A 19,281-nucleotide genomic window follows, 5' to 3' on the forward strand; every position below is an offset into this window, starting at 1 on the left:
AGATTAGTGTTGAAGTTTTTCTATAATTAATGGGTAAAACCCATTAAACCAAATGAATTTTTTTGTGTATGATTGTACTCTGTTGTTTCTTTTTAGTAGATTTGGACAGTGAAGATTTCGAGAACTATTTCAAGAATTAATTTTTTCCTGAAACACTAGTAATTATGAGATTAATATTTACGCTACTTTTTAAAATAACCAATAATTACCTCGGATTTAATATTGACACAAAATAAAACGTGCAATATCATTAAGTTGTAAAAATACATTTTGTATTTAAAAAGGAGGTCTTTATGAGATATGCACATGAAAAACTAGTTCATCTACGTGGTGTTAAAAGTCGTGAGGAAGTCTCTATAGACATTAGGATGTAATAAAAGTAAAGATATCTAACTACTATGGTGTATCAATAGGTTGACTTTTTATAGTCAATTAAAGCACAAAATGTATTAAGTGGGTGATATGCAGAATATTACCAATCGGACACACTTTCCGAGATATTCTAATTCATCAAATTAATTTTGGATTTATTGAACGCTTTGGAAAAGCTCTGGAACAACGGCTTCGAATCAGTATCAGCTGTTCTTCAGTATTGCTAATGAGATCGAGTGTAGGTCCTGCAATAGCGTCCTAGTGTTAATCCTATTTTTGATATCGCTTTCTTTCCTGGACCCAAAAAAATAGGATGTTGGCCATATTCCAAGCATGCACCATGTTCTTTCAACTATGAGTAATTGGAGGGGAAATTTATCATGACATTGAAAAATATTAAAAAGCTATCTTTCGTTATTATTACTTTGTTAATGCTAATGAGTGGTATGAGTTTTTCGAATCATGCTTCTGCAGCAGCTAATAAACCATTTGGTGTCTTTGGAGAAGGACCCGAACCCGAATCAAATCCTACTCTTCTTAAGTCAAATAGTGAACTTTTAACTTTTAGTGACTTACAAGGGCTTAATTCAAATCCTGTTAGTATAAGAGAGTATTTTAAACAGTATTATGGAGTTTCACCTGATGGGATTGCCATTAATTCGGAAACTTACTATAATGCAGTGAATCCACCTATTACAGAACAATATGGCTATTACGCTTATAAGAATCTCGGTGAAGTTAATTATGATCTCGGTGAAGTTAATGATATTCAAGCTGCCATTGTAGGGTCTAACTATGCTTATAATTATAGTGACGAAGAGGCGACAGTCTCATTAACGGTTAATGGAGGTTGGACCTCTAATACCACTGTATCATCATCGATAACTACTGGTCTCTCATACACATCTACCTTTAAGCTTGACACAGTATTTTCTACGGGTGTTACACTAAACGCATCTGTTACTGCGGGACAATCATATACGGAAGGTATGAGCCAATCTGCAAGTTCTACCGTACAAGTTACAGTTCCTCCACACAGTAAAAAATTAGTAACGATGACTGGTATATTAAAAGAACAAACAATGCATTTCACCGTTCCAATCAACATTACTGGATGGGTAGGAGCGAACTTTCCAAAGAGAGTTGACGGCCATTATTTCTGGTTCCATTCCGTGGATAATGTTCTTGATAAAACAAGTGGAGAAATTAAAGGCTCCGTAAAAAATACGAATGTATTAGACATAAAAACAGAGATTGGAGAAAGTGAACCTATTGACGAGTGATCCGATCAGTAGACAGTAATTAAAAAGCGCTAATATTCAACCTGATTCCTAAATTCATAGGGGTCGGGTTTTCTATTTATCTGGAAACATTGATGGTTATAGAAGTATATTTTTTAACTGTATGTTTAACTTCTTCAGCTAAACGCAAGCCAAAAAAGTTAAAACATTCTGATTTGAAGTGGCAAAAAAAGTCTCGATGAACAAAGATGGCAAAAACTCATTCCAAAGTAGTAGATCATCTTCATACCTCTGTCCAATGTTGTTTTCATACAGATTTAATACAATGAGAACAAGGGGGTAATAAGTATGAATATTTATGAGATTTCAATGAAATCGTATAACTTGAAAAAAATGAAACATTTTTATACGAATATATTACAAATGGAATTAATTGTAGAGGAGGAACATATTTTTTCTGTCATGGCAGGAACGACACGTCTTAATTTCGAAAGAGACTTTCAACAGCCATATTATCATCTTTGCCTCCGTACAAATGAAAGTTATTTTGACAAAATGTATGAAATTCTAAAAGGAATGAATATTTTACTGGAAAATGAAGCAGGGGAAACCTCCTTGTTTTGGAAAGGGAAACAAATGTATTTTACAGATCCAGACGGCAATGTGTTAGAGATACTTGAAAGGGACTATCACTATAAAGGTGCAGTGCCATTTGGTTGGTTTGATATCGGAGAAATAGGTATTCCTTCAAGTTCGGTAAAAGATTTTCGTCATGAATTAGCACCGCTTGTACCGGATCAAATAAAAGAAATAAAAAGTGAGAATTTTGCTTTCTACGGTGATGAACAAGGAGTTTTTGTATTAGTTAGAGAAGGAAGGTGTTGGTATCCCACACAACGGCCAGCTTCCATACACCCATTAAAAATAACGATATCCGGAGAACGTTCTCTTAATTGGAATCATCCTACTCTTCCGTATTCCATAAAGATAAAACCGATATAATATTATCGATATTCTGCGGGACTTAAACAGATGGTTTAGCCCCAGATCCACGTATTATTTTAACAAAATGAGCATAGAGGATCTTTATTTCAATGCATCATCAATCTCTAAGTATTCGGATTACCTAGAGTTATAGAAATAGAGATGAAGTTATTCTTATCTTGATGGCGATTTAGTAGGGTCCCATTTATAATAATGAGTTATTGCCACAAGGAAGAGAAACGAAACAGCATTTTTTACTTTCTATTATTAGTGAAGGACAAACGATAGGATGGTTATGGTATTTTTACAATAATTCAGAGTTACAAAAAGAAGCTTTTATTTATGATTTTTATATATTTGAAGAACACCAAGGAAGAGGGCACGGTAAATCTTCACTAGAGGCATTAGAGAAGTTGGTAAAAGAGAAGGAGATAGAAAAGATTTCACTTCATGTTTTTACACATAATGAACGAGCAATTCACCTATATAAAAAACTGAATTTTGAACCTACGGATATCAATATGTCAAAGAGAATTAAGTAAGCAATATGTTATAAATGTAGAGAAGTTTTGTGTAAAGGGTACAGCAAAACCAAAACTTGTACACTAAGCTGATTTTAATCCTTAAAAAGTCGATATCCTGTATGTACAGAGGACTAGACTTTTTAATTTATCTTGTTAAACTAACACACCCTTTACCTGGATAAGAATATTGTTAATAATCACAAAAACCTTCTAAACTTAGCCTGTTTCTTTAATTCTTCCACGTCTTCTTTCGAAAGCTTTTCTTTCCCAGTCAAGTGATTGATAATTTCTTTATCTGTGAATTCTTTTGTTGATTTATTAACATTTTCTTCGTGCAAATCAGGATCGAATGGACTCCCCCAAGTAAATGCTTTCCCAAAGGACTTGGCAGTATTTTTGATTATATTCGTTTCTTTCTTATCATTATTTTTATTCTCACTCATCAAAAAACCTCCTTAATCATAATACGAAGGATAATAAAAAAAGTTTCAAAATAAAAATATTTCTTACCAAAGCATACAAATTCTTTTACCGCCAATAGAAAAGAGTATCAGCGACTACATGGGGGAGTCCGAAAGAGTACGAACAAAAGCATGTACACGTTGCTTTTGTTTCCAATGGAGGATCTTGATAAAGAGGAGGAGAATTATAGATTATGCAATCAAAGTATTCTTCTCTACTAAGATACTACTTTCATGAGGAATATTAATTCATTGTCGATGAACAACATATAGTTTGACGTGTTCTGGAAGCGTCAGGCTCGTCCATTTAATCGGTTCTCGGTATCCTCATCACTCATTGGTAAGATCACAAAAGAACACCTGTTCTATCAGTTTTGATTCATCATATGTATGAGTTAAATGGAGGTAACTAGAGAAAATTAGAGAATGTCTAGAAATCCATTATTGGTTATTTGTCCTATGTCTGTGTTAACAAGAGTTTAACTGTTAATTACTTTCATTATAAAATATCGACTCACTAGAATGGAAATGATGCTCAGTTAGCAGTTGTGTAATGCAAAATAGAAGTGTAGAGTATTGCAAGAATTTGTACATAGTTCTGTATGAGAATTCATACAAGAAAAAAGGACTTGTCAGCCACCCAATCATGCTGATTTCTAGGCTCAAATGAAAAAAGCTTGTATGAGAACGTTGTTTTTCTCTACAAGCTGACCTAACCAATTATAAATGGTTGAATTTAATTATTGATTAGGTACTCAGGTTAAGTACTCTGTTGAATGCGTTTAAGACTATTTTTCCAATTGTTTTGTATGGCTTGCAATGCGGAATTTAGGTCTTGTTTTTTTATTGTATCTATTATTTGTAAATGTTCATTATAAGTAGCGTACCTCGCATAGTTTTGGCTAAAGTAATGTATTTCAATTCTTTGTATTTTTATTTTTAAGCTTGCAAGTAATTTTGGTAATTCACTATTATTGGAAATTTCAATAATTTTATCATGAAAAGCATTGTCTATTTCAAGTGCTTTAATTTTATCTCCAACCTTCATCGTTTTGTTCAGTTGTTCATTAAGCAATTCAAGTCCTTCAAGGTCTGCTTGAGAAAAACGAGGGAATGCTTGTTCTAGTGCTAGGCTTTCAAGTGACCATACAATTGAGTAGATATTTTTTGCACTTTCTAAATCAATAGGAGCTACCAAGGTCCATCGATTTGCCTTAGTCACGACAAGACCATCATTTTCCAATTGAAGCAAAGCCTCTCTAACAGGTGTACGACTGATCCCCAAAGTATCGGATAAATCTTGATTTCTTAATTTCGCACCTGGTTCGAGTTTACCAATCATGATCCATTTTCGAAGTATATTATAAGCTTCATCTTTCATAAAAGTACGTTTTAATTGGGTTTCTTGGTTAATTGTCAACTTCCTCACCTCTTTATAAGCAATTACTTAACATGTAATATACCACAGTATTACTATTCTATATTCTTCAAAAGGTCAGTAGTTGAAAAATAAATCCATGTTTGTATAATGTAATATATCACATGTTGAGAGGATGGGAAAACTTGTTTAATGATATTAATTGGGTTTCAAATAATTTTAAAGGAAAAGTTAGTACTCAAGGATCTGATAATTTTTCTTCAACAGAATTAAAAAAAACGCTTCAATTTCATTCAAGTATCACTGGATATGAGCCGACACCTCTTCATTCATTAGATGCACTTGCAAAATATTTGGATATAAACAAGGTTTTTGTTAAAGATGAGTCTAAACGTTTTGGTCTTAATGCATTTAAAGGGTTGGGTGCATCATATGCAATTGCCACTTATTTTTCTCAAACGCTTTCAGTTGATTTAAACACAGTTGATTTCAACAAATTGGGCAAACTAGCAAAAACTTTGCCTCAAGTCACTTTTGCTACTGCGACAGACGGTAATCATGGTAAAGGAGTGGCATGGGCAGCTTCACATTTTGGGCAAAAATCAAAAGTTTACATGCCGAAAGGTTCTTCTACAGCAAGATTAAAAGCAATAGAAGCATTAGGAGCAGATGCTTGTATTACAGAATTAAACTATGATGACACTGTTCAATTGGTAGCAGATCTGTCGAGTGAACATGACTGGGTTCTTATTCAAGATACGGCATGGAAAGGCTATGAATCTATTCCACTGTCTATCATGCAAGGATATACTACAATCGTTTCTGAAATACACGAGCAATTGGAGGCAGATACTTTCAATGAAATTACACATGTCATCCTTCAAGCAGGAGTAGGATCTTTTGCTGCTTCAATGGCTGCTTCTATCTATAACTTAATTTCTGGTTCAATGCCAAAAATTTTAGTGGTTGAACCATCAAACGCAAATTGTCTCTACCAATCTTCCAAAAATCCAGAGGGAACACCCCAAAGGGTTTATGGAGACCTTTCGACTATGATGGCTGGGCTTGCTTGTGGTGAGCCAAATCCTTTTGCATGGGAAATTTTAAAATCACTAAGTAATTACTTCTTCTCTTGTAAGGATCAGATAAGTGCCATAGGTATGCGGATTTTGGGTAATCCAATTGATTCAGACGCTAAAATTATTTCTGGGGAGTCTGGATCCGTCCCAATGGGATTGTTGCATGAATTAACAAAAAATAAAAAGCTTCATCAATTAAAAAATGAATTAGAATTAGATCGATCTGCAAAGGTATTAGTAATTAATACCGAAGGGGATACAGATCCAATGAATTATAGAAAAGTAGTTTGGAAATAAATATTATCATTATTCCAAATATATCGACTATAATGTGAAGTGTGATATATTACTTATGTGGATATAAGAGACTTTAATACAGTGATACTCTTTAAAAGAATATCATTTCGAAATTTCTGATTAAATAAAAAAAGGGGGAGATGTTCAGATGAATTCACATTACAATGTATCTCGAGAGGAATTAATAACATTCACTCAAATTATTATTAAAGAGCGCAGCATATCCGGAGAAGAAGGAAGTGTAGCAAAAGTCATCGCCGAAGAAATGAAAAAATTAGGTTTTGAAGTGACAACGGATGCTTTAGGAAATGTCATTGGAGAATTAAATCTTGGCCCAGGACCATGTATTCTAATTGATTCTCATATGGATACTGTAGGTGTAACAGATTCTAGTAAATGGACATACAATCCTGAAGGTGAGATTGTAGATAATAGGCTTTATGGTAGAGGTACTATGGATATGAAAGGTCCTCTTGCAGCTTCAGTCTATGGTGCTGCAGCTTTAAAAGACAAGCTAAAAGGAGGGAGGATTTTGGTATCTGCATCTATAGCTGAAGAACTGGTGGAAGGAGCTGCCACCGTTAAGATAGCTGAAGCAGTTAATCCAGATTATGCTATTATTTGTGAAGCTACAAACTTAAAAATAGCTCGTGGGCAACGTGGAAGAGGAGAAGTGAAAATTGAAATTTTCGGAGTACCTACTCATTCATCACGTCCGGAATTAGGTATAAATGCAGCTGAATTAATGGCTGATGTTTCAACAGCCTTACGGGCGATTGAACCTCCATCTCATGAAGTATTAGGTAAAGGAATTCTAGTGCTTACTGATGTTTTATCGACACCTTACCCAGCAAATTCTGTTGTACCAGACTATTGTATTTCTACCTATGACAGAAGAACTTTACCTGGCGAAACAGCAGAAAGTATATTGAAACCAATTGAGCAAATTGTGGCTCAAACTCTTGAGCCATACAAAGTGGAGTGGAAGGTATCACTTGCTGTTGATGAATTTGACTCTTATACTGGGCAGCGTGTGGAAGCAGAAAATTTTGCAGCCGCGTGGTACTACGAACAAACAGAACCTCTTGTTCAATTCGCTCAATCAGGTCTGAAAAAAATCAATCAATCCAGCGATCTCTCCTATTATGCTTTTTGTACAAATGGAAGTGGTACAGCAGGAGATCTAAAGATTCCTACAATAGGTTATGGTCCTGGTAACGAGGAACTCGCTCACCGTATAGATGAATATATCGATCTCGACGAACTTGAGACTGGAGCACATGGATATGCAGCAATTATTGAAAGTATCGTAACAAAGTATATCTAGTTCCCCATTCCTATTAGCAAAAGCTGGAGCTTTAAAAGGTAAAAAATTTACTGTTGGAGTGACAAAAGAAGATATAGAGAGGGTAGGAGTATTTGAAAAAGAGAATTATTCAAAAGAGTTCGTCGTACAAGATGGAAACATAATTACTGCCAGAGGAAGAGGATTTATTAGGTTTGGTCAGTATTTTGGCAATGCATTAAACCTTAAATTTGATGAAAGGTCGTTTCAAGAATAAATAATGGTAAAAAAGTAAAAGTGTCGCTCCACTACTAGCGGGTGTAAGAGTTGAATAACGATAGTAGAAAAAAGAGCTCGGAGAATTGTCTCCAAGCTCTTTTTCGGTATGAAACTGTACTATGGAAATCCATTATTGATTATTTTTCCTATTAGTCTGTGTTAACAAGAGTTTAATACACTATTCCTTAATTTCCCCATATAAGTCTTTAACTGTTTCTACGAAGATTTTTGTAGCGTGGGATAATTGAGATGTTGTGCAAATTCCTATTGTACGGTAAGGATTTTTCTCCAGTTCAATTGCTTTTATTTTGTGGCGAAACCCTTTAAGTACCAATTTTGGTCGAATATTCACGCCTAAATTGGCTTCGACTAGTGCAAGAATTGATTGATCTTCAGAAACTTCATATCGAACCTTTTGCTGAATGTTGTTATCTTTAAAAAATGCAGAAACCTCGTTATCCCAGCCTTTTTTAGATTTAATTAAAGGAAATTCTTCTAATTGTCTTGCATTTATTTTTTTCTGTGTACTTAGTGGGTTCTCAAGAGAAACAATACAATATAATTTGTCCTTTATTAAGGGGGTAAAGCAAATTCCATTTGTATCAACAAAAGTATTGAAACAACAATCTAATTCGCCCGATATAATTGCCTTTTCTAAGTTCAAATAATCGTCCTCGTAAATTCTTACGGTTATACCTGGATACTTATTATTAAAATGTTTAATAATTGTAGGAACCCAGTTTGCTGTTACACTAGCAAACGAACCTACATTTATAACCCCTGTCTCCAAACCTTTTAAAGCAGAGGCTTCTTGAAATAATGCGTCATTCAGCTTTGTCATTTTCAAAGAATAGTTATATATTTTTTCTCCTTCTCTTGTCAATGTTATACCTGTTCTATTTCGAACCAAGAGTGTTAAACCTAAATCTTCCTCAAGAGTTTTAATTGCGTTGCTAATGCCTGGTTGAGAGAGGTGAAGCTCTGAGGCTGCTTTACTAATATTTTGAAGTTGCACGACTTTATTAAAAATATCATAACGTTGAAGTGTCATGGCATATACCCTTCCATAAAAAAATTCTATACCTAGTATATTTTATTTTTATTTTACTATTAACAATTATCCAAATAAACTAAATGTAAGTCAACAAAATAACTTTTAGGAGGGGTTTTATGAATGTACTAACAGATACTAAAAAATTAAAAAACTTTATTTCTGGTAAATGGATAGGGCCTGAAAAGCAACAATATGAGAATGTTTATAATCCAGCTACAGGAGAAGTAATTGCCAAAGTTCCAATTTCTGAACAAATTGATGTTGATTTTGCTGCCAAGGAAGCGAAAAAGGCATTTAAAGAGTGGAAACGTGTTGCAGTTCCCAAAAGGGCTAGAATTCTTTTTAGTTACCAACAATTATTAATCAAACACTGGAACGAATTAGCGGAAATAATTACGTTGGAAAATGGAAAAACTTTTGCTGATGCCTATGGAGAAGTGCAAAGAGGAATTGAATGTGTTGAGTTTGCGGCAGGAGTTCCAACCTTAATGATGGGAGAACAATTACCTGATATAGCAACTGGGGTGGAATCAGGGATGTTCCGTTACCCAATAGGTGTAGTTGGAGGGATTACGCCATTTAACTTTCCTATGATGGTACCTTGTTGGATGTTTCCATTAGCAATTGCATGTGGGAATACATTTGTATTAAAACCATCGGAACGTGCCCCAATGTTAGCTAATCGATTGGCAGAATTATTTAAAGAAGCTGGTTTACCTGACGGTGTGTTAAATATTGTACACGGGTCTCGGGATGTCGTGAATGGAATATTGGAAAATAAGTTAATTAAAGCAATCTCATTTGTTGGTTCTCAGCCTGTAGCAGAGTACATTTATAAAACGGCAGCAGAAAACGGAAAACGAGTTCAAGCATTAGCCGGAGCCAAAAACCATAGTATCGTTTTAGAGGATGCAGACCTTGAAGTAGCCGTGAAAAATATCTTAGGTGCAGCTTTCGGTTCTGCAGGTCAGCGCTGCATGGCAGCTTCAGTTGTTGTTGCTGTGGGAGATGTTGCGGATTCTCTCGTAAGCCGTTTGAAAAAAGGTGCAGATGAAATTGTGATAGGTGATGGTTCAGATAAAGATGTGTTTTTGGGACCAGTCATTCGCAAGGAGCAAAAAGATCGCACACTGTCCTATATATCCGCAGGAGAGATGGAAGGGGCTCGACTTGTAAGAGATGGAAGAGAGGATATGAAAGATAATGAGGGTTATTTTGTTGGAGCAACCATATTTGATTACGTTGATACAAACATGAAGATTTGGAAAGATGAAATCTTTGCTCCTGTTTTATCAATCGTTCGAATGAAAACGCTTACAGAAGCTATTGAAGTGGCTAACCGTTCTGAATATGCAAATGGAGCATGCCTATATACGAACAGCGCTAAAGATATACGTGAATTTCGTGAAGAAATTGATTCGGGGATGCTTGGAATCAATTTGGGCGTGCCGGCACCAATGGCATTCTTTCCGTTTTCCGGCTATAAAAACTCATTTTATGGGGATCTTCATGTTAACGGTAAAGATGGAGTTAACTTCTTTACGAGAAAAAAAATGGTTACTGCGCGTTATTAAAAATTCTAACTTTTTTAATCATCTTTTCAAGAGTTCATATTAGAAAAGGGGACTTTCAAATGCTAAAAGGGGTAATTTCGAATACAGAAAATTTAAGATTAAAAGATTCTAAATATGTATGGCATGCGATGAAGGGTGCTGCGCCAGATCCTAGTCTGTTGATAGCAGAATCAGCAGAGGGTGCCTGGGTTACTGATGTTGAAGGAAAGAAATATTTAGACGGTATGTCAGGCTTATGGTGCGTGAATGTCGGATATGGACGAACGGAACTAGCCCAGGCAGCTTATGATCAACTTGACAAACTGCCTTATTTTCCACTTTCCCATAGCCACGGTCCAGCTATCAGATTAGCAGAGAAACTAAATCAGTATCTGGATGATGATTATGTGTTCTTTTTCTCGAACAGTGGGTCAGAAGCAAATGAAACAGCTTTTAAAGTTGCTAGACAGTACTATCAGCAAAAGGGTGAAGCAAATCGTTACAAATTTATTTCACGCTACAGAGCTTACCACGGCAATACAATGGGAGCTTTGGCAGCTACAGGCCAAGCGCAAAGAAAATATAAGTACGAACCTTTAAGCCAAGGTTTTTTACATGTACCCCCTCCAGACTTGTATAGGAACCCTAAAGATGCAGATACGTTAGAAAGTGCGGAGGCAATACATCAACTTATGACATGGGAACTGGGCGAAACGATTGCGGGTGTCATCATGGAGCCAATCATTACGGGAGGTGGAGTATTAATTCCACCGGAGAATTATTTAAAACGGGTTAAGGAAATATGCGATCATCATAGCGCACTTCTTATTGTTGACGAGGTCATTTGCGGTTTTGGACGAACGGGGCAGCCTTTTGGTTTCATGAATTACGGAGTGAAACCGGACATTATAACAATGGCGAAGGGGATCACAAGCGGATATATGCCATTATCGGCGACAGCTGTGCGCAGAGAGATCTATGAAGTATTTATTGGTGAGGAAACAAACGATCGATTTAGACATGTAAATACTTACGGGGGAAGTCCTGCATCTTGTGCAGTTGCTCTAAAAAATATCGATATTATGGAACAAGAAGGGTTATTTGAGCGGTCCAAAGTTTTAGGAGAAAGGTTTCTTCGAGATTTCCAAGTGCTTATGAAGAATAAATATGTTGGAGATGTTCGGGGGAAAGGTCTGTTATTAGGGATTGAATTGGTCAAGAGCAAAGAGACGAAGGAACCCATTGAACTAGAGAAAATTAATGAAGTTGTGAAGGCTTGCAAGGAGAAAGGTTTGCTTATCGGAAAGAATGGTGATACCGTCGCAGGTTATAACAATATTTTACAGATCGCCCCACCTCTCAATATCACAGAGGATGATTATCAATTTATTTTGAATACAGTGAAGGAAAGTCTGCAAGTCATTTAATTGGAGGTGGAATAATGATTAGTACTTCAGAAACGTTTGAAGCGGTCCTTAAAGACAAAAATACAGTTCAAAATATGTACATTAACGGCAAGTGGGTCGAAAGTTCATCTGGGAAAACGAGAGAAATTTTGAATCCTGCCAACAATAGGGTCATTGCAACGGTTACAGAAGGGGGCGGGAATGAAGTCAATCAAGCAGTTCAAGTAGCAAAGGACGCCTTTTACAAGAACGGATGGAAAACAACCTATGCTCGAACAAGAGCGGACCTGCTTTTGAAGGTTTCTAGAAAACTAGAAGAACAGAAAGAAGAGATTGCTAAGCTCGAAACATTGAACAATGGAAAGCTCTACAGTGACTCATTAGTAGATGTGGAGGATGCGATTCACCAATTTCAATATTATGCTGGGCTTGCTATGCAGCCCCATGGTCAAACATATGAAGTGCCTGACGAAATTCAAGCTATGGTTATTCGTGAACCAATAGGTGTTGTTGCTCAAATTGTACCATGGAATTTCCCACTTGTTATGGCGGCGCAAAAAATGTCTGCTGCGTTGGCTGCTGGCTGTACAGTGGTGGTAAAACCATCAACTCAAACACCACTCACATTAATCCGGTTATTTGAAATCATTGATGAAATAGGTTTTCCAAAAGGTGTAGCCAATTTAGTACTCGGCGCTGGATCCATTGTAGGTAACACACTAGTTAAGCATCCCGATGTTGATAAAATTTCTTTTACTGGTGGAACACCTACAGGAAAGCGAATTATGAAAGATGCCGCAGATACAGTAAAAAAAGTTGGCTTAGAGCTAGGAGGAAAATCGCCAAACATTGTGTTTGCCGATGCAGATTTTGAAACAGCAGTTGACTATGCATTGCTTGCTATATTTGCTGGGCAAGGGCAAGTATGTTCAGCTGGTTCTCGTCTTATTATTGAGAAGTCTATTTACGATAAATTTGTCCCAGAACTTGTTTCACGTGCGAAAAACATTCAGGTTGGCCCTGGTTGGAAAGAAACGTCTGAAATGGGGCCGTTGATTTCTAAAGATCACATGGATACTGTGCTGAATTACATCCAAATTGGAAAAGAAGAAGGCGCAAGTCTTTTGTGTGGCGGCTATCGGCTTATTGATGGTGAATTAGCAAATGGAAATTATGTGGCTCCAACCATTTTCACAGATACAACTCTGACTATGAGAATTGTACAAGAGGAGATATTTGGTCCTGTTCTCGTAATACAAGTTTTTGAAACAGAAGATGAAGCCATTGAATTAGCCAATGGAAATGATTTTGGTTTAGCAGCAGCTGTCTTTACAAATGATGGGGCAAAAGCACAGCGTGTTATTCGTGAACTTCAAGCAGGAATTACATGGATTAATACGTATCATCCTACTTTTAATGAAGCTCCATGGAGCGGTTATAAGCAAAGTGGTATTGGCGGCGATCTTGGTACGTACGGCTTTGAAGAATATCTATATAAGAAACAAGTGAACATTGCTTTGAACGTTCAACCATCTGGAGTATACAAAGGATAGCTAAAGATAAAAAAGCTATTCTAGGGAGGTACCTTATTGAACAATTTTGATATTGTCGTCATTGGTGCTGGCATCATTGGCTCAAGTGTTGCTTATTATCTTTCAAAAGAAGGATACAGTGTAGCACTTGTTGAGAAAGGTGATATCGGGAACGGAACTTCAAGCCGTTGTGATGCGGTTGCTCTCATTTGCGATAAAAAGCCTGGAATTGATACGGCCATTGGTTTTAAAAGTATTCAGCTTTATAAAGAGTTGGCAAAGGAATTTTCCTTTGATTTTGAATTCTTTTCAAGAGGCAGCCTTTATGTATGTGAAACAGATCAAGAACTTGAAATAGCCCGGGGTTATGTAGCTCAACAAGTTACGGCTGGATACGACATGCGAATGGTTGACCAGCAAGAGCTGCCAGATATTGAACCTCATTTAGCTCGTGACTTAAAGGGTGGTATATGGACGGAAGTGGATTCAACCATGAACCCTTATCTTGTCTGTTATGCCTTTATCGAAGAAGCTAAGAAATACGGATTAACTCTTTTTACCAACCATGAAGTGAGGGAGATTGTTCAAGCACCGGATGGTCGAGTAGAGTCGGTCAAAACAGATAGAACCACGATCCATACTAAAAGAATTGTGAATTGTGCCGGGGTTTGGGCTAGCAAGATTGGGGAGATGGTAGGGATTGACATTCCCATTCGTCCTCGGAAAGGGCTGATATTAATAACCGAAAAAACAAAAAAAGTAGTAAGTCAGAAAGTCCATGAGTTCGGCTATATGTTGTCAAAGTTCGAAGATATTCAATATAAACGTAATGTAAGTAAATTGGTAGACGATAACAATATTGCATTCACCATAGAACCAACGGAAGCTCATAATTTTTTGGTTGGTGGGCATCGAGCTTTTAAAGGATATGATATTCGTTCAGAAAATGATGTTATGAGGGGCATTGCTGAACGGGCTACGCGCTTTTTGCCAATATTGAAAGATATTAATTGTATTCGAGCTTATGCTGGAATACGGCCATGGGTGGTAGATCATCTTCCGATCGTTTCTGAAGTAGAAGAAGTCCCTGGATTTTTTATTGCGAGCGGTCATGAGGGGGACGGTATTAGTATGGCTCCTATAACAGGAAAAATGGTAACACAGTTAATCTCTAACCAAGAAACAGATTTTAATATAGATCGATTGAATTTTTCTAGGTACAAAAACACCTTATCAGAACAAACTGTTTAAACAAAAAATAAAATTGGAGGAATGAAAATGTATAATCCAGTCGGTATGATTCCAGCAATGCCTACCCCTTTTGACAAGGAAGGAAATGTTGATTTTGAAGCATATAAAAATCTAATTAATCATTTAATTGATGGCGGAATGCACTGTTTACTGGCAGGAGGGAGTACGGGAGAATACTCTCTTATGTCCATGGAAGAAAGAAAAAGCGTGCTAAAAGCAGCCGTTGAATATTCCAATGGGCATACGCCAATTATGGCCGGAACTAGTGCACACCGAACAGAGGATACACTCGAACTGACTAAATATGCGGCGGAAATTGGAGCTGATTGTGCGCTGATCGTAACACCGTACTATATGAAGACTAGTGAAGAAGGTTTAAGAAACTATTACAAAACACTAGCCTCTGAATCTGGAATCGGCATTGTCATCTATCATTACCCTGCGGCTACAAACGTAGAGCTTTCTCCTGAATTAATTGCTGAATTGAGTCAAGTAGAAGGTATTGTTGGAGTAAAAAACACAACAGATCAAGAACATACATGTAAAGTCATTGGGCTGACGAAAGACCAGAAAAATTTCTCTGTTCTCACAGGTTTTGAACACTTAATCCTGCCAACTTTGGCTGTAGGTGGACACGGTGCCACAGGTATTATCCATAATTTGATTCCTAAGGAAATCGTAAAAATGTATAAACTTTTCAAAGAAGAAGGAGATATAGATGGCGCAATTACCTTGAATCAAAGACTTCTTCCTCTCTATGATTATGTGGAAGCTGAGCCTGTTCCTGGTCCTGTAAAAGCAGGTTTAGATTTAATAGGGCTCAATGGCGGAGAAGTTCGCGCCCCATTAGTGCCAGCCTCTGAAGAGCTTACATCTAAAATGAAAGAAACACTTTTACAATTGGGCTATGAAGTAAATCCCGTTTAAAACATGTTTAGGGAAGAATAGCTATAAGAATATTTTTCCCTGTTTCAACAACAAAACCTGGGCGGAGGAATGTCCAATGACGCTGAACACATACAACAATTCACGTAATTATGGATTTATGCAATCAAACTCGGATGCCACCATTGAGATGAAAAAAGGGCAGTATGTGTCAGGGTATTCCATAGGAATCTTATTTTTAGATGAATGCTGGTATCCTATCTTGCCTGGAAACGTGGCAAATTTATCAACATACGACTTTCCGGTGGCTTTAAAAGTTGTACCTAATTGTACACAGGAGCGTATTCACGTGGGAGATCCTACTCTTGCTGAGGATGTGGTAGCTGCTGCTATGCAATTAGAGGCAGAGGGAGCAAGAGCGATTTGTGGTGCATGTGGATTTTTTGGGAATTTTCAAGAAGAGGTGGCTGATGCAGTAAACATTCCTGTTTTCATGTCTAGTGTCATCCAATTGCCTTGGATAAAAACTGGACTAAAAGATGGGCAGCAAGTTGGTATGCTGACAGCTGATAGTAATGGCATTACTTCCTCATTGTATAGAAGCTGCGGTATTCATAAAGAAGACTATGTAGTCGTAAAAAATCTAGGGAATTTGCCAGAGTTCTCAGCCATTACTGAAAGCAGAGGAAGATTTGATAATGGAATTGTTCGTCAGGAAGTTGTCCAAGCGGCGATAGAGTTAGTCAAAGAGAATCCTAAAATCGGCGCAATTTTGTTAGAATGCAGTGATCTTCCCCCTTATGCATGGGAGATACAACAGGCAGTTGGATTGCCAGTATTTGATTTTATTACAATGATTCGTTGGGCTCACATGGCGACTGCACAAAAACCATATATGGGATTCATTTAAACAGGGGGATTAATGACATGGATGAAATGAATACTATAGTATGCAGGTGTGAAGAAGTTACCTTAAAGTTAATTAAAGATACAATATATCGATACAGATGTTCATCTCGAGAAGTGAAATTACGCACACGAGCAGCCATGGGATATTGTGGTGGAAGAACCTGCCGGTGTGTAATTGACCAAATAACAAAAGGAATGAATCAAGAGACTATGAAGAATGACATTCAGCTTAGTTACCGGCCCCCAGTTCGTCCTGTCACATTTGGAGCACTAGGAGGAAGCGTTCATGACAATGAGAGTTGAACATCACCCTGTTCTTGGTTCTTTAGAAAGAAAACAACCCTTTACATTTTATTTTAACGGAGAGGCATATGAAGCCTTTGAAGGAGATTCGATTGCTTCAGCTATGTTAGCTGCTGGAGTACGGACACTCCGTCAACATGAGATGAGTGGAACAAGTAGAGGCATTTATTGCAATATTGGCCATTGCTTTGAGTGCAGAGTACAACTAGAAGATAGCAAAGTTGTCCGAGCTTGTTTGACACTAGTAAAAGAAGGGATGGACATTCATTCTGTAGCTGGATATAAAAAAGGGGGAGAGTAGCATGAGGGATCTGTTGATAGTGGGTGCTGGTCCGGCTGGCTTGAGTGCCGCAATTGAAGCTGCAGAGCAGGGTTTAAATGTTCATGTCATTGATGAATTTCCCCGAGTTGGTGGAAGGCTGCTTGGACAGCTGCATCAAGAGCCTAATGGAGAATGGTGGAACGGAATATCAGAATCAGATAAGTTGTATAGTCGCGCCTTAACAGCAGGTGTTGATATCCAGTGTGAAACATCCGTTTACGATATTGAAAAGAGAGAAGCTGGATGGCATGTTCACACATCAAATGGAATCCTGAAGTCGAAGGCGCTGCTGCTTGCCACTGGTGCCAGTGAGACGCCAATTCCGATAACGGGATGGACGCTTCCTGGAGTTATTTCGATAGGCGCCGCTCAAGTTATGGGAAATGTTTACCGAGTAAAACCTGGTCAATCTTGTGTGATTATTGGTGCAAATGTCTTGTCGATGGCTATTGCAAACGAGCTGAGGCTTTGTGGTGTAGACGTGAAAGAAATCATTATCCCTAAGTCAAGCCTCATATCAAAAGAAGCAGGGCACCCAATAAGTGTATTGAAATCACTTATGAAATTAACTCATCTTGCCCCTAACGCAATGTTAAGACAGTTAGGGAAAGTTGGAAGGTTTTTCCCCCCCGCTCTTGCTGCGAAATGCTACCCCGCTGTTGGTATCAAAATGTTTGGTATCCCTATTAAAGTGAAAACAGCTGCTTTAGAAATACTAGGAGATAAGCAAGTAACTGGAGTGCGAACAACGAAAGTTACTGCGTCTGGCACGCCAATTCCTGGAACTGAAAAAACAGTTGAAGCAGATGTCGTTTGCATTTCAGGCGGGCTGATGCCAATGGCTGAATTAGCATCGATTGTAGGCTGCTCCTTTCAATATGTAACTGAATTGGGTGGACACATACCGGTGCATAGTGAGCAAATGCAAACGAACATTCCTCATCTTTATGTTGCAGGAAACATCACGGGTATAGAGAGTGCTAAAGTAGCGATGGCCCAGGGGAAAGTTGCAGGTCTAACCATTGCAGCTGAAATAAACAATCGTTCTGGTAAGCTGGATGATCTAATTGATCAGGCGATACACTCAGTAAGGAAGACAAGAGCTGAGGCGCTTATTCAATTTCAGCCGAATATCCCTAAGACTCGTGAAGAATTATACAAATACTATGAAAGAAATCAGGCTTAGAGAGAAATTGATGAAAAGAGAGGCTTTAGGAGGGAATACAATTGAAGTTGTTACTTGTAGGAGCAAACGGGACAATTGGTTCAGCTGTTTATAAAGAAATGAATAATGATGTCGAGATTATTACGGCGAGCCGAACGAATTCAGATGTAGAGGTAGACATTACCTCTACAGCAAGTATTTCTAGGATGTTTGAGCAAGTAGGACATGTGGATGCCATTGCAAGCGCAGCAGGCGCTGCACATTTTGGTTATGTTGAAGAGATGACCCCAAAACAAAACCTTATTGCAGTAGACAGCAAGCTGCTTGGGCAGATTAATTTAGTCCTGCTTGGATTGAAGTATATACATAATAATGGCAGTATCACTTTGACAACAGGCATTTTAATGGATGATCCCATTGAAAAAGCAGCTTCTGCAGCTATGGCAAACGGCGGCATTCGTGCTTTTGTTAAATCAGCGGCAATTGAAATGCCTAGAGGTATTCGCATTAACCATGTGAGTCCAGGTATGTTGGAAGATTCTATTGAGAAATATGGTCCATTGTTTCAAGGATTTGAACCTGTTGCTTCGAAGCGGGTAGGTTTAGCGTTTCGAAAAAGTATTTTGGGAGCTCAAACGGGACAAAGCTATAATGTTTACTAATTGAAAAGGGCTTCAATCCTATTGTCATTATCGGAGCATAAAGTCATTTTATGTATATTGGAGAAATCTCGCAAAAATTAGCATCATCAATTTGCCCACTTTTAAGGGTTCGTATGATGAGGTTGATATACGCGCTCAACCTGAGATTACAATTCTATATTGAACCTTCGATAATTTTGTGCTTTTTTCTGAATAAATAGCTAAAAAAGAAATGTAGTGAAAATATATTGGTCATACCATATTGTAATGGATGGACAGTGGACGAAGTGTGGATAGCCATTTTTATAGGATCTAGAAAGCTCTTCTTTTAAAATCAGACGCATTTTTGATTATGGATAT

Annotated in this window: 19 protein-coding genes; 16 read left to right on the forward strand and 3 right to left on the reverse strand. The window is 37.5% G+C overall.

Annotation, left to right across the window (positions count from 1 at the left end):
- Window positions 1–752 precede the first annotated feature (752 nt).
- From AB1471_RS07855 to AB1471_RS07865, 3 genes are all read left to right on the forward strand, one after another.
- Window positions 753–1,655, forward strand: coding sequence for a hypothetical protein (locus AB1471_RS07855; RefSeq protein ID WP_367779201.1), 903 nt, complete (start codon window positions 753–755; stop codon window positions 1,653–1,655).
- 306 nt (window positions 1,656–1,961) lie between these two features.
- Window positions 1,962–2,615, forward strand: coding sequence for a VOC family protein (locus tag AB1471_RS07860; RefSeq protein WP_367779202.1), 654 nt, complete (start codon window positions 1,962–1,964; stop codon window positions 2,613–2,615).
- A 203-nt stretch (window positions 2,616–2,818) separates the two neighbouring features.
- Window positions 2,819–3,139, forward strand: a complete 321-nt coding sequence (locus tag AB1471_RS07865) for a GNAT family N-acetyltransferase (RefSeq protein ID WP_367779203.1) — start codon at window positions 2,819–2,821, stop codon at window positions 3,137–3,139.
- A 179-nt stretch (window positions 3,140–3,318) separates the two neighbouring features.
- Here AB1471_RS07865 and AB1471_RS07870 read toward each other — a convergent pair whose 3' ends face one another.
- Both AB1471_RS07870 and AB1471_RS07875 read right to left on the reverse strand, forming a co-directional pair.
- Window positions 3,319–3,564 (reverse strand): hypothetical protein, encoded by a 246-nt coding sequence (locus AB1471_RS07870; protein ID WP_367779204.1) that lies wholly within the window; start codon window positions 3,562–3,564, stop codon window positions 3,319–3,321.
- Window positions 3,565–4,342: 778 nt separating this feature from the next.
- Window positions 4,343–4,963, reverse strand: a complete 621-nt coding sequence (locus AB1471_RS07875) for a GntR family transcriptional regulator (protein ID WP_367779350.1) — start codon at window positions 4,961–4,963, stop codon at window positions 4,343–4,345.
- A gap of 182 nt (window positions 4,964–5,145) precedes the next feature.
- Between AB1471_RS07875 and AB1471_RS07880 the strand changes: the two genes are divergently transcribed.
- The 3 genes from AB1471_RS07880 (at window position 5,146) to AB1471_RS07890 (ending at window position 7,898) form a co-directional block, all read left to right on the forward strand.
- Complete coding sequence (locus AB1471_RS07880) at window positions 5,146–6,336, forward strand: diaminopropionate ammonia-lyase (RefSeq protein WP_367779205.1); 1,191 nt, start codon at window positions 5,146–5,148, stop codon at window positions 6,334–6,336.
- A 148-nt stretch (window positions 6,337–6,484) separates the two neighbouring features.
- A complete protein-coding gene (locus AB1471_RS07885) occupies window positions 6,485–7,663 on the forward strand; it encodes a YgeY family selenium metabolism-linked hydrolase (RefSeq protein WP_367779206.1) in 1,179 nt (392 codons plus the stop codon).
- Complete coding sequence (locus tag AB1471_RS07890) at window positions 7,656–7,898, forward strand: DJ-1/PfpI family protein (protein ID WP_367779351.1); 243 nt, start codon at window positions 7,656–7,658, stop codon at window positions 7,896–7,898. Before AB1471_RS07885 ends, AB1471_RS07890 begins: the two co-directional genes overlap by 8 nt.
- A 180-nt stretch (window positions 7,899–8,078) precedes the next feature.
- On the opposite strand, the gene AB1471_RS07895 is transcribed toward AB1471_RS07890, so the two are convergent.
- Window positions 8,079–8,951: a LysR family transcriptional regulator gene (locus AB1471_RS07895; protein WP_367779207.1), complete on the reverse strand. Its 873-nt coding sequence runs from the start codon at window positions 8,949–8,951 to the stop codon at window positions 8,079–8,081.
- 119 nt (window positions 8,952–9,070) lie between these two features.
- Between AB1471_RS07895 and AB1471_RS07900 the strand changes: the two genes are divergently transcribed.
- The 10 genes from AB1471_RS07900 to AB1471_RS07945 all read left to right on the forward strand — a co-directional run bounded on the left by AB1471_RS07900 (window position 9,071) and on the right by AB1471_RS07945 (window position 18,942).
- Window positions 9,071–10,528 (forward strand): CoA-acylating methylmalonate-semialdehyde dehydrogenase, encoded by a 1,458-nt coding sequence (locus AB1471_RS07900; protein WP_367779208.1) that lies wholly within the window; start codon window positions 9,071–9,073, stop codon window positions 10,526–10,528.
- Window positions 10,529–10,587: 59 nt separating this feature from the next.
- Window positions 10,588–11,934, forward strand: a complete 1,347-nt coding sequence (locus AB1471_RS07905; RefSeq protein WP_367779209.1) for an aspartate aminotransferase family protein — start codon at window positions 10,588–10,590, stop codon at window positions 11,932–11,934.
- Window positions 11,935–11,948: 14 nt separating this feature from the next.
- Window positions 11,949–13,466, forward strand: coding sequence for an aldehyde dehydrogenase family protein (locus AB1471_RS07910; RefSeq protein ID WP_367779210.1), 1,518 nt, complete (start codon window positions 11,949–11,951; stop codon window positions 13,464–13,466).
- A gap of 36 nt (window positions 13,467–13,502) precedes the next feature.
- On the forward strand, window positions 13,503–14,696 hold the full coding sequence (locus AB1471_RS07915) for an NAD(P)/FAD-dependent oxidoreductase (protein ID WP_367779211.1): 1,194 nt from the start codon (window positions 13,503–13,505) through the stop codon (window positions 14,694–14,696).
- Window positions 14,697–14,723: 27 nt separating this feature from the next.
- Entirely contained in the window at window positions 14,724–15,623 is a 900-nt protein-coding gene (gene dapA / locus AB1471_RS07920; protein WP_367779212.1) for a 4-hydroxy-tetrahydrodipicolinate synthase, read from the forward strand.
- Window positions 15,624–15,699: 76 nt separating this feature from the next.
- Window positions 15,700–16,491, forward strand: coding sequence for an aspartate/glutamate racemase family protein (locus tag AB1471_RS07925; RefSeq protein WP_367779213.1), 792 nt, complete (start codon window positions 15,700–15,702; stop codon window positions 16,489–16,491).
- Between the two features lie 17 nt (window positions 16,492–16,508).
- Entirely contained in the window at window positions 16,509–16,793 is a 285-nt protein-coding gene (locus AB1471_RS07930) for a (2Fe-2S)-binding protein (RefSeq protein ID WP_367779214.1), read from the forward strand.
- Window positions 16,777–17,094, forward strand: a complete 318-nt coding sequence (locus AB1471_RS07935; RefSeq protein ID WP_367779215.1) for a (2Fe-2S)-binding protein — start codon at window positions 16,777–16,779, stop codon at window positions 17,092–17,094. The genes AB1471_RS07930 and AB1471_RS07935 overlap by 17 nt, the downstream gene beginning before the upstream one ends.
- 1 nt (window position 17,095) lies before the next feature.
- Window positions 17,096–18,301, forward strand: coding sequence for an NAD(P)/FAD-dependent oxidoreductase (locus AB1471_RS07940; protein ID WP_367779216.1), 1,206 nt, complete (start codon window positions 17,096–17,098; stop codon window positions 18,299–18,301).
- Between the two features lie 41 nt (window positions 18,302–18,342).
- The gene (locus tag AB1471_RS07945) at window positions 18,343–18,942 is read left to right on the forward strand and encodes a short chain dehydrogenase (RefSeq protein WP_367779217.1); all 600 of its coding nucleotides are present in this window, start codon (window positions 18,343–18,345) and stop codon (window positions 18,940–18,942) included.
- Window positions 18,943–19,281: the final 339 nt, after the last annotated feature.

Source organism: Jeotgalibacillus marinus, assembly GCF_040801915.1.
In the GTDB taxonomy this organism is placed as follows: domain Bacteria; phylum Bacillota; class Bacilli; order Bacillales; family Jeotgalibacillaceae; genus Jeotgalibacillus; species Jeotgalibacillus marinus.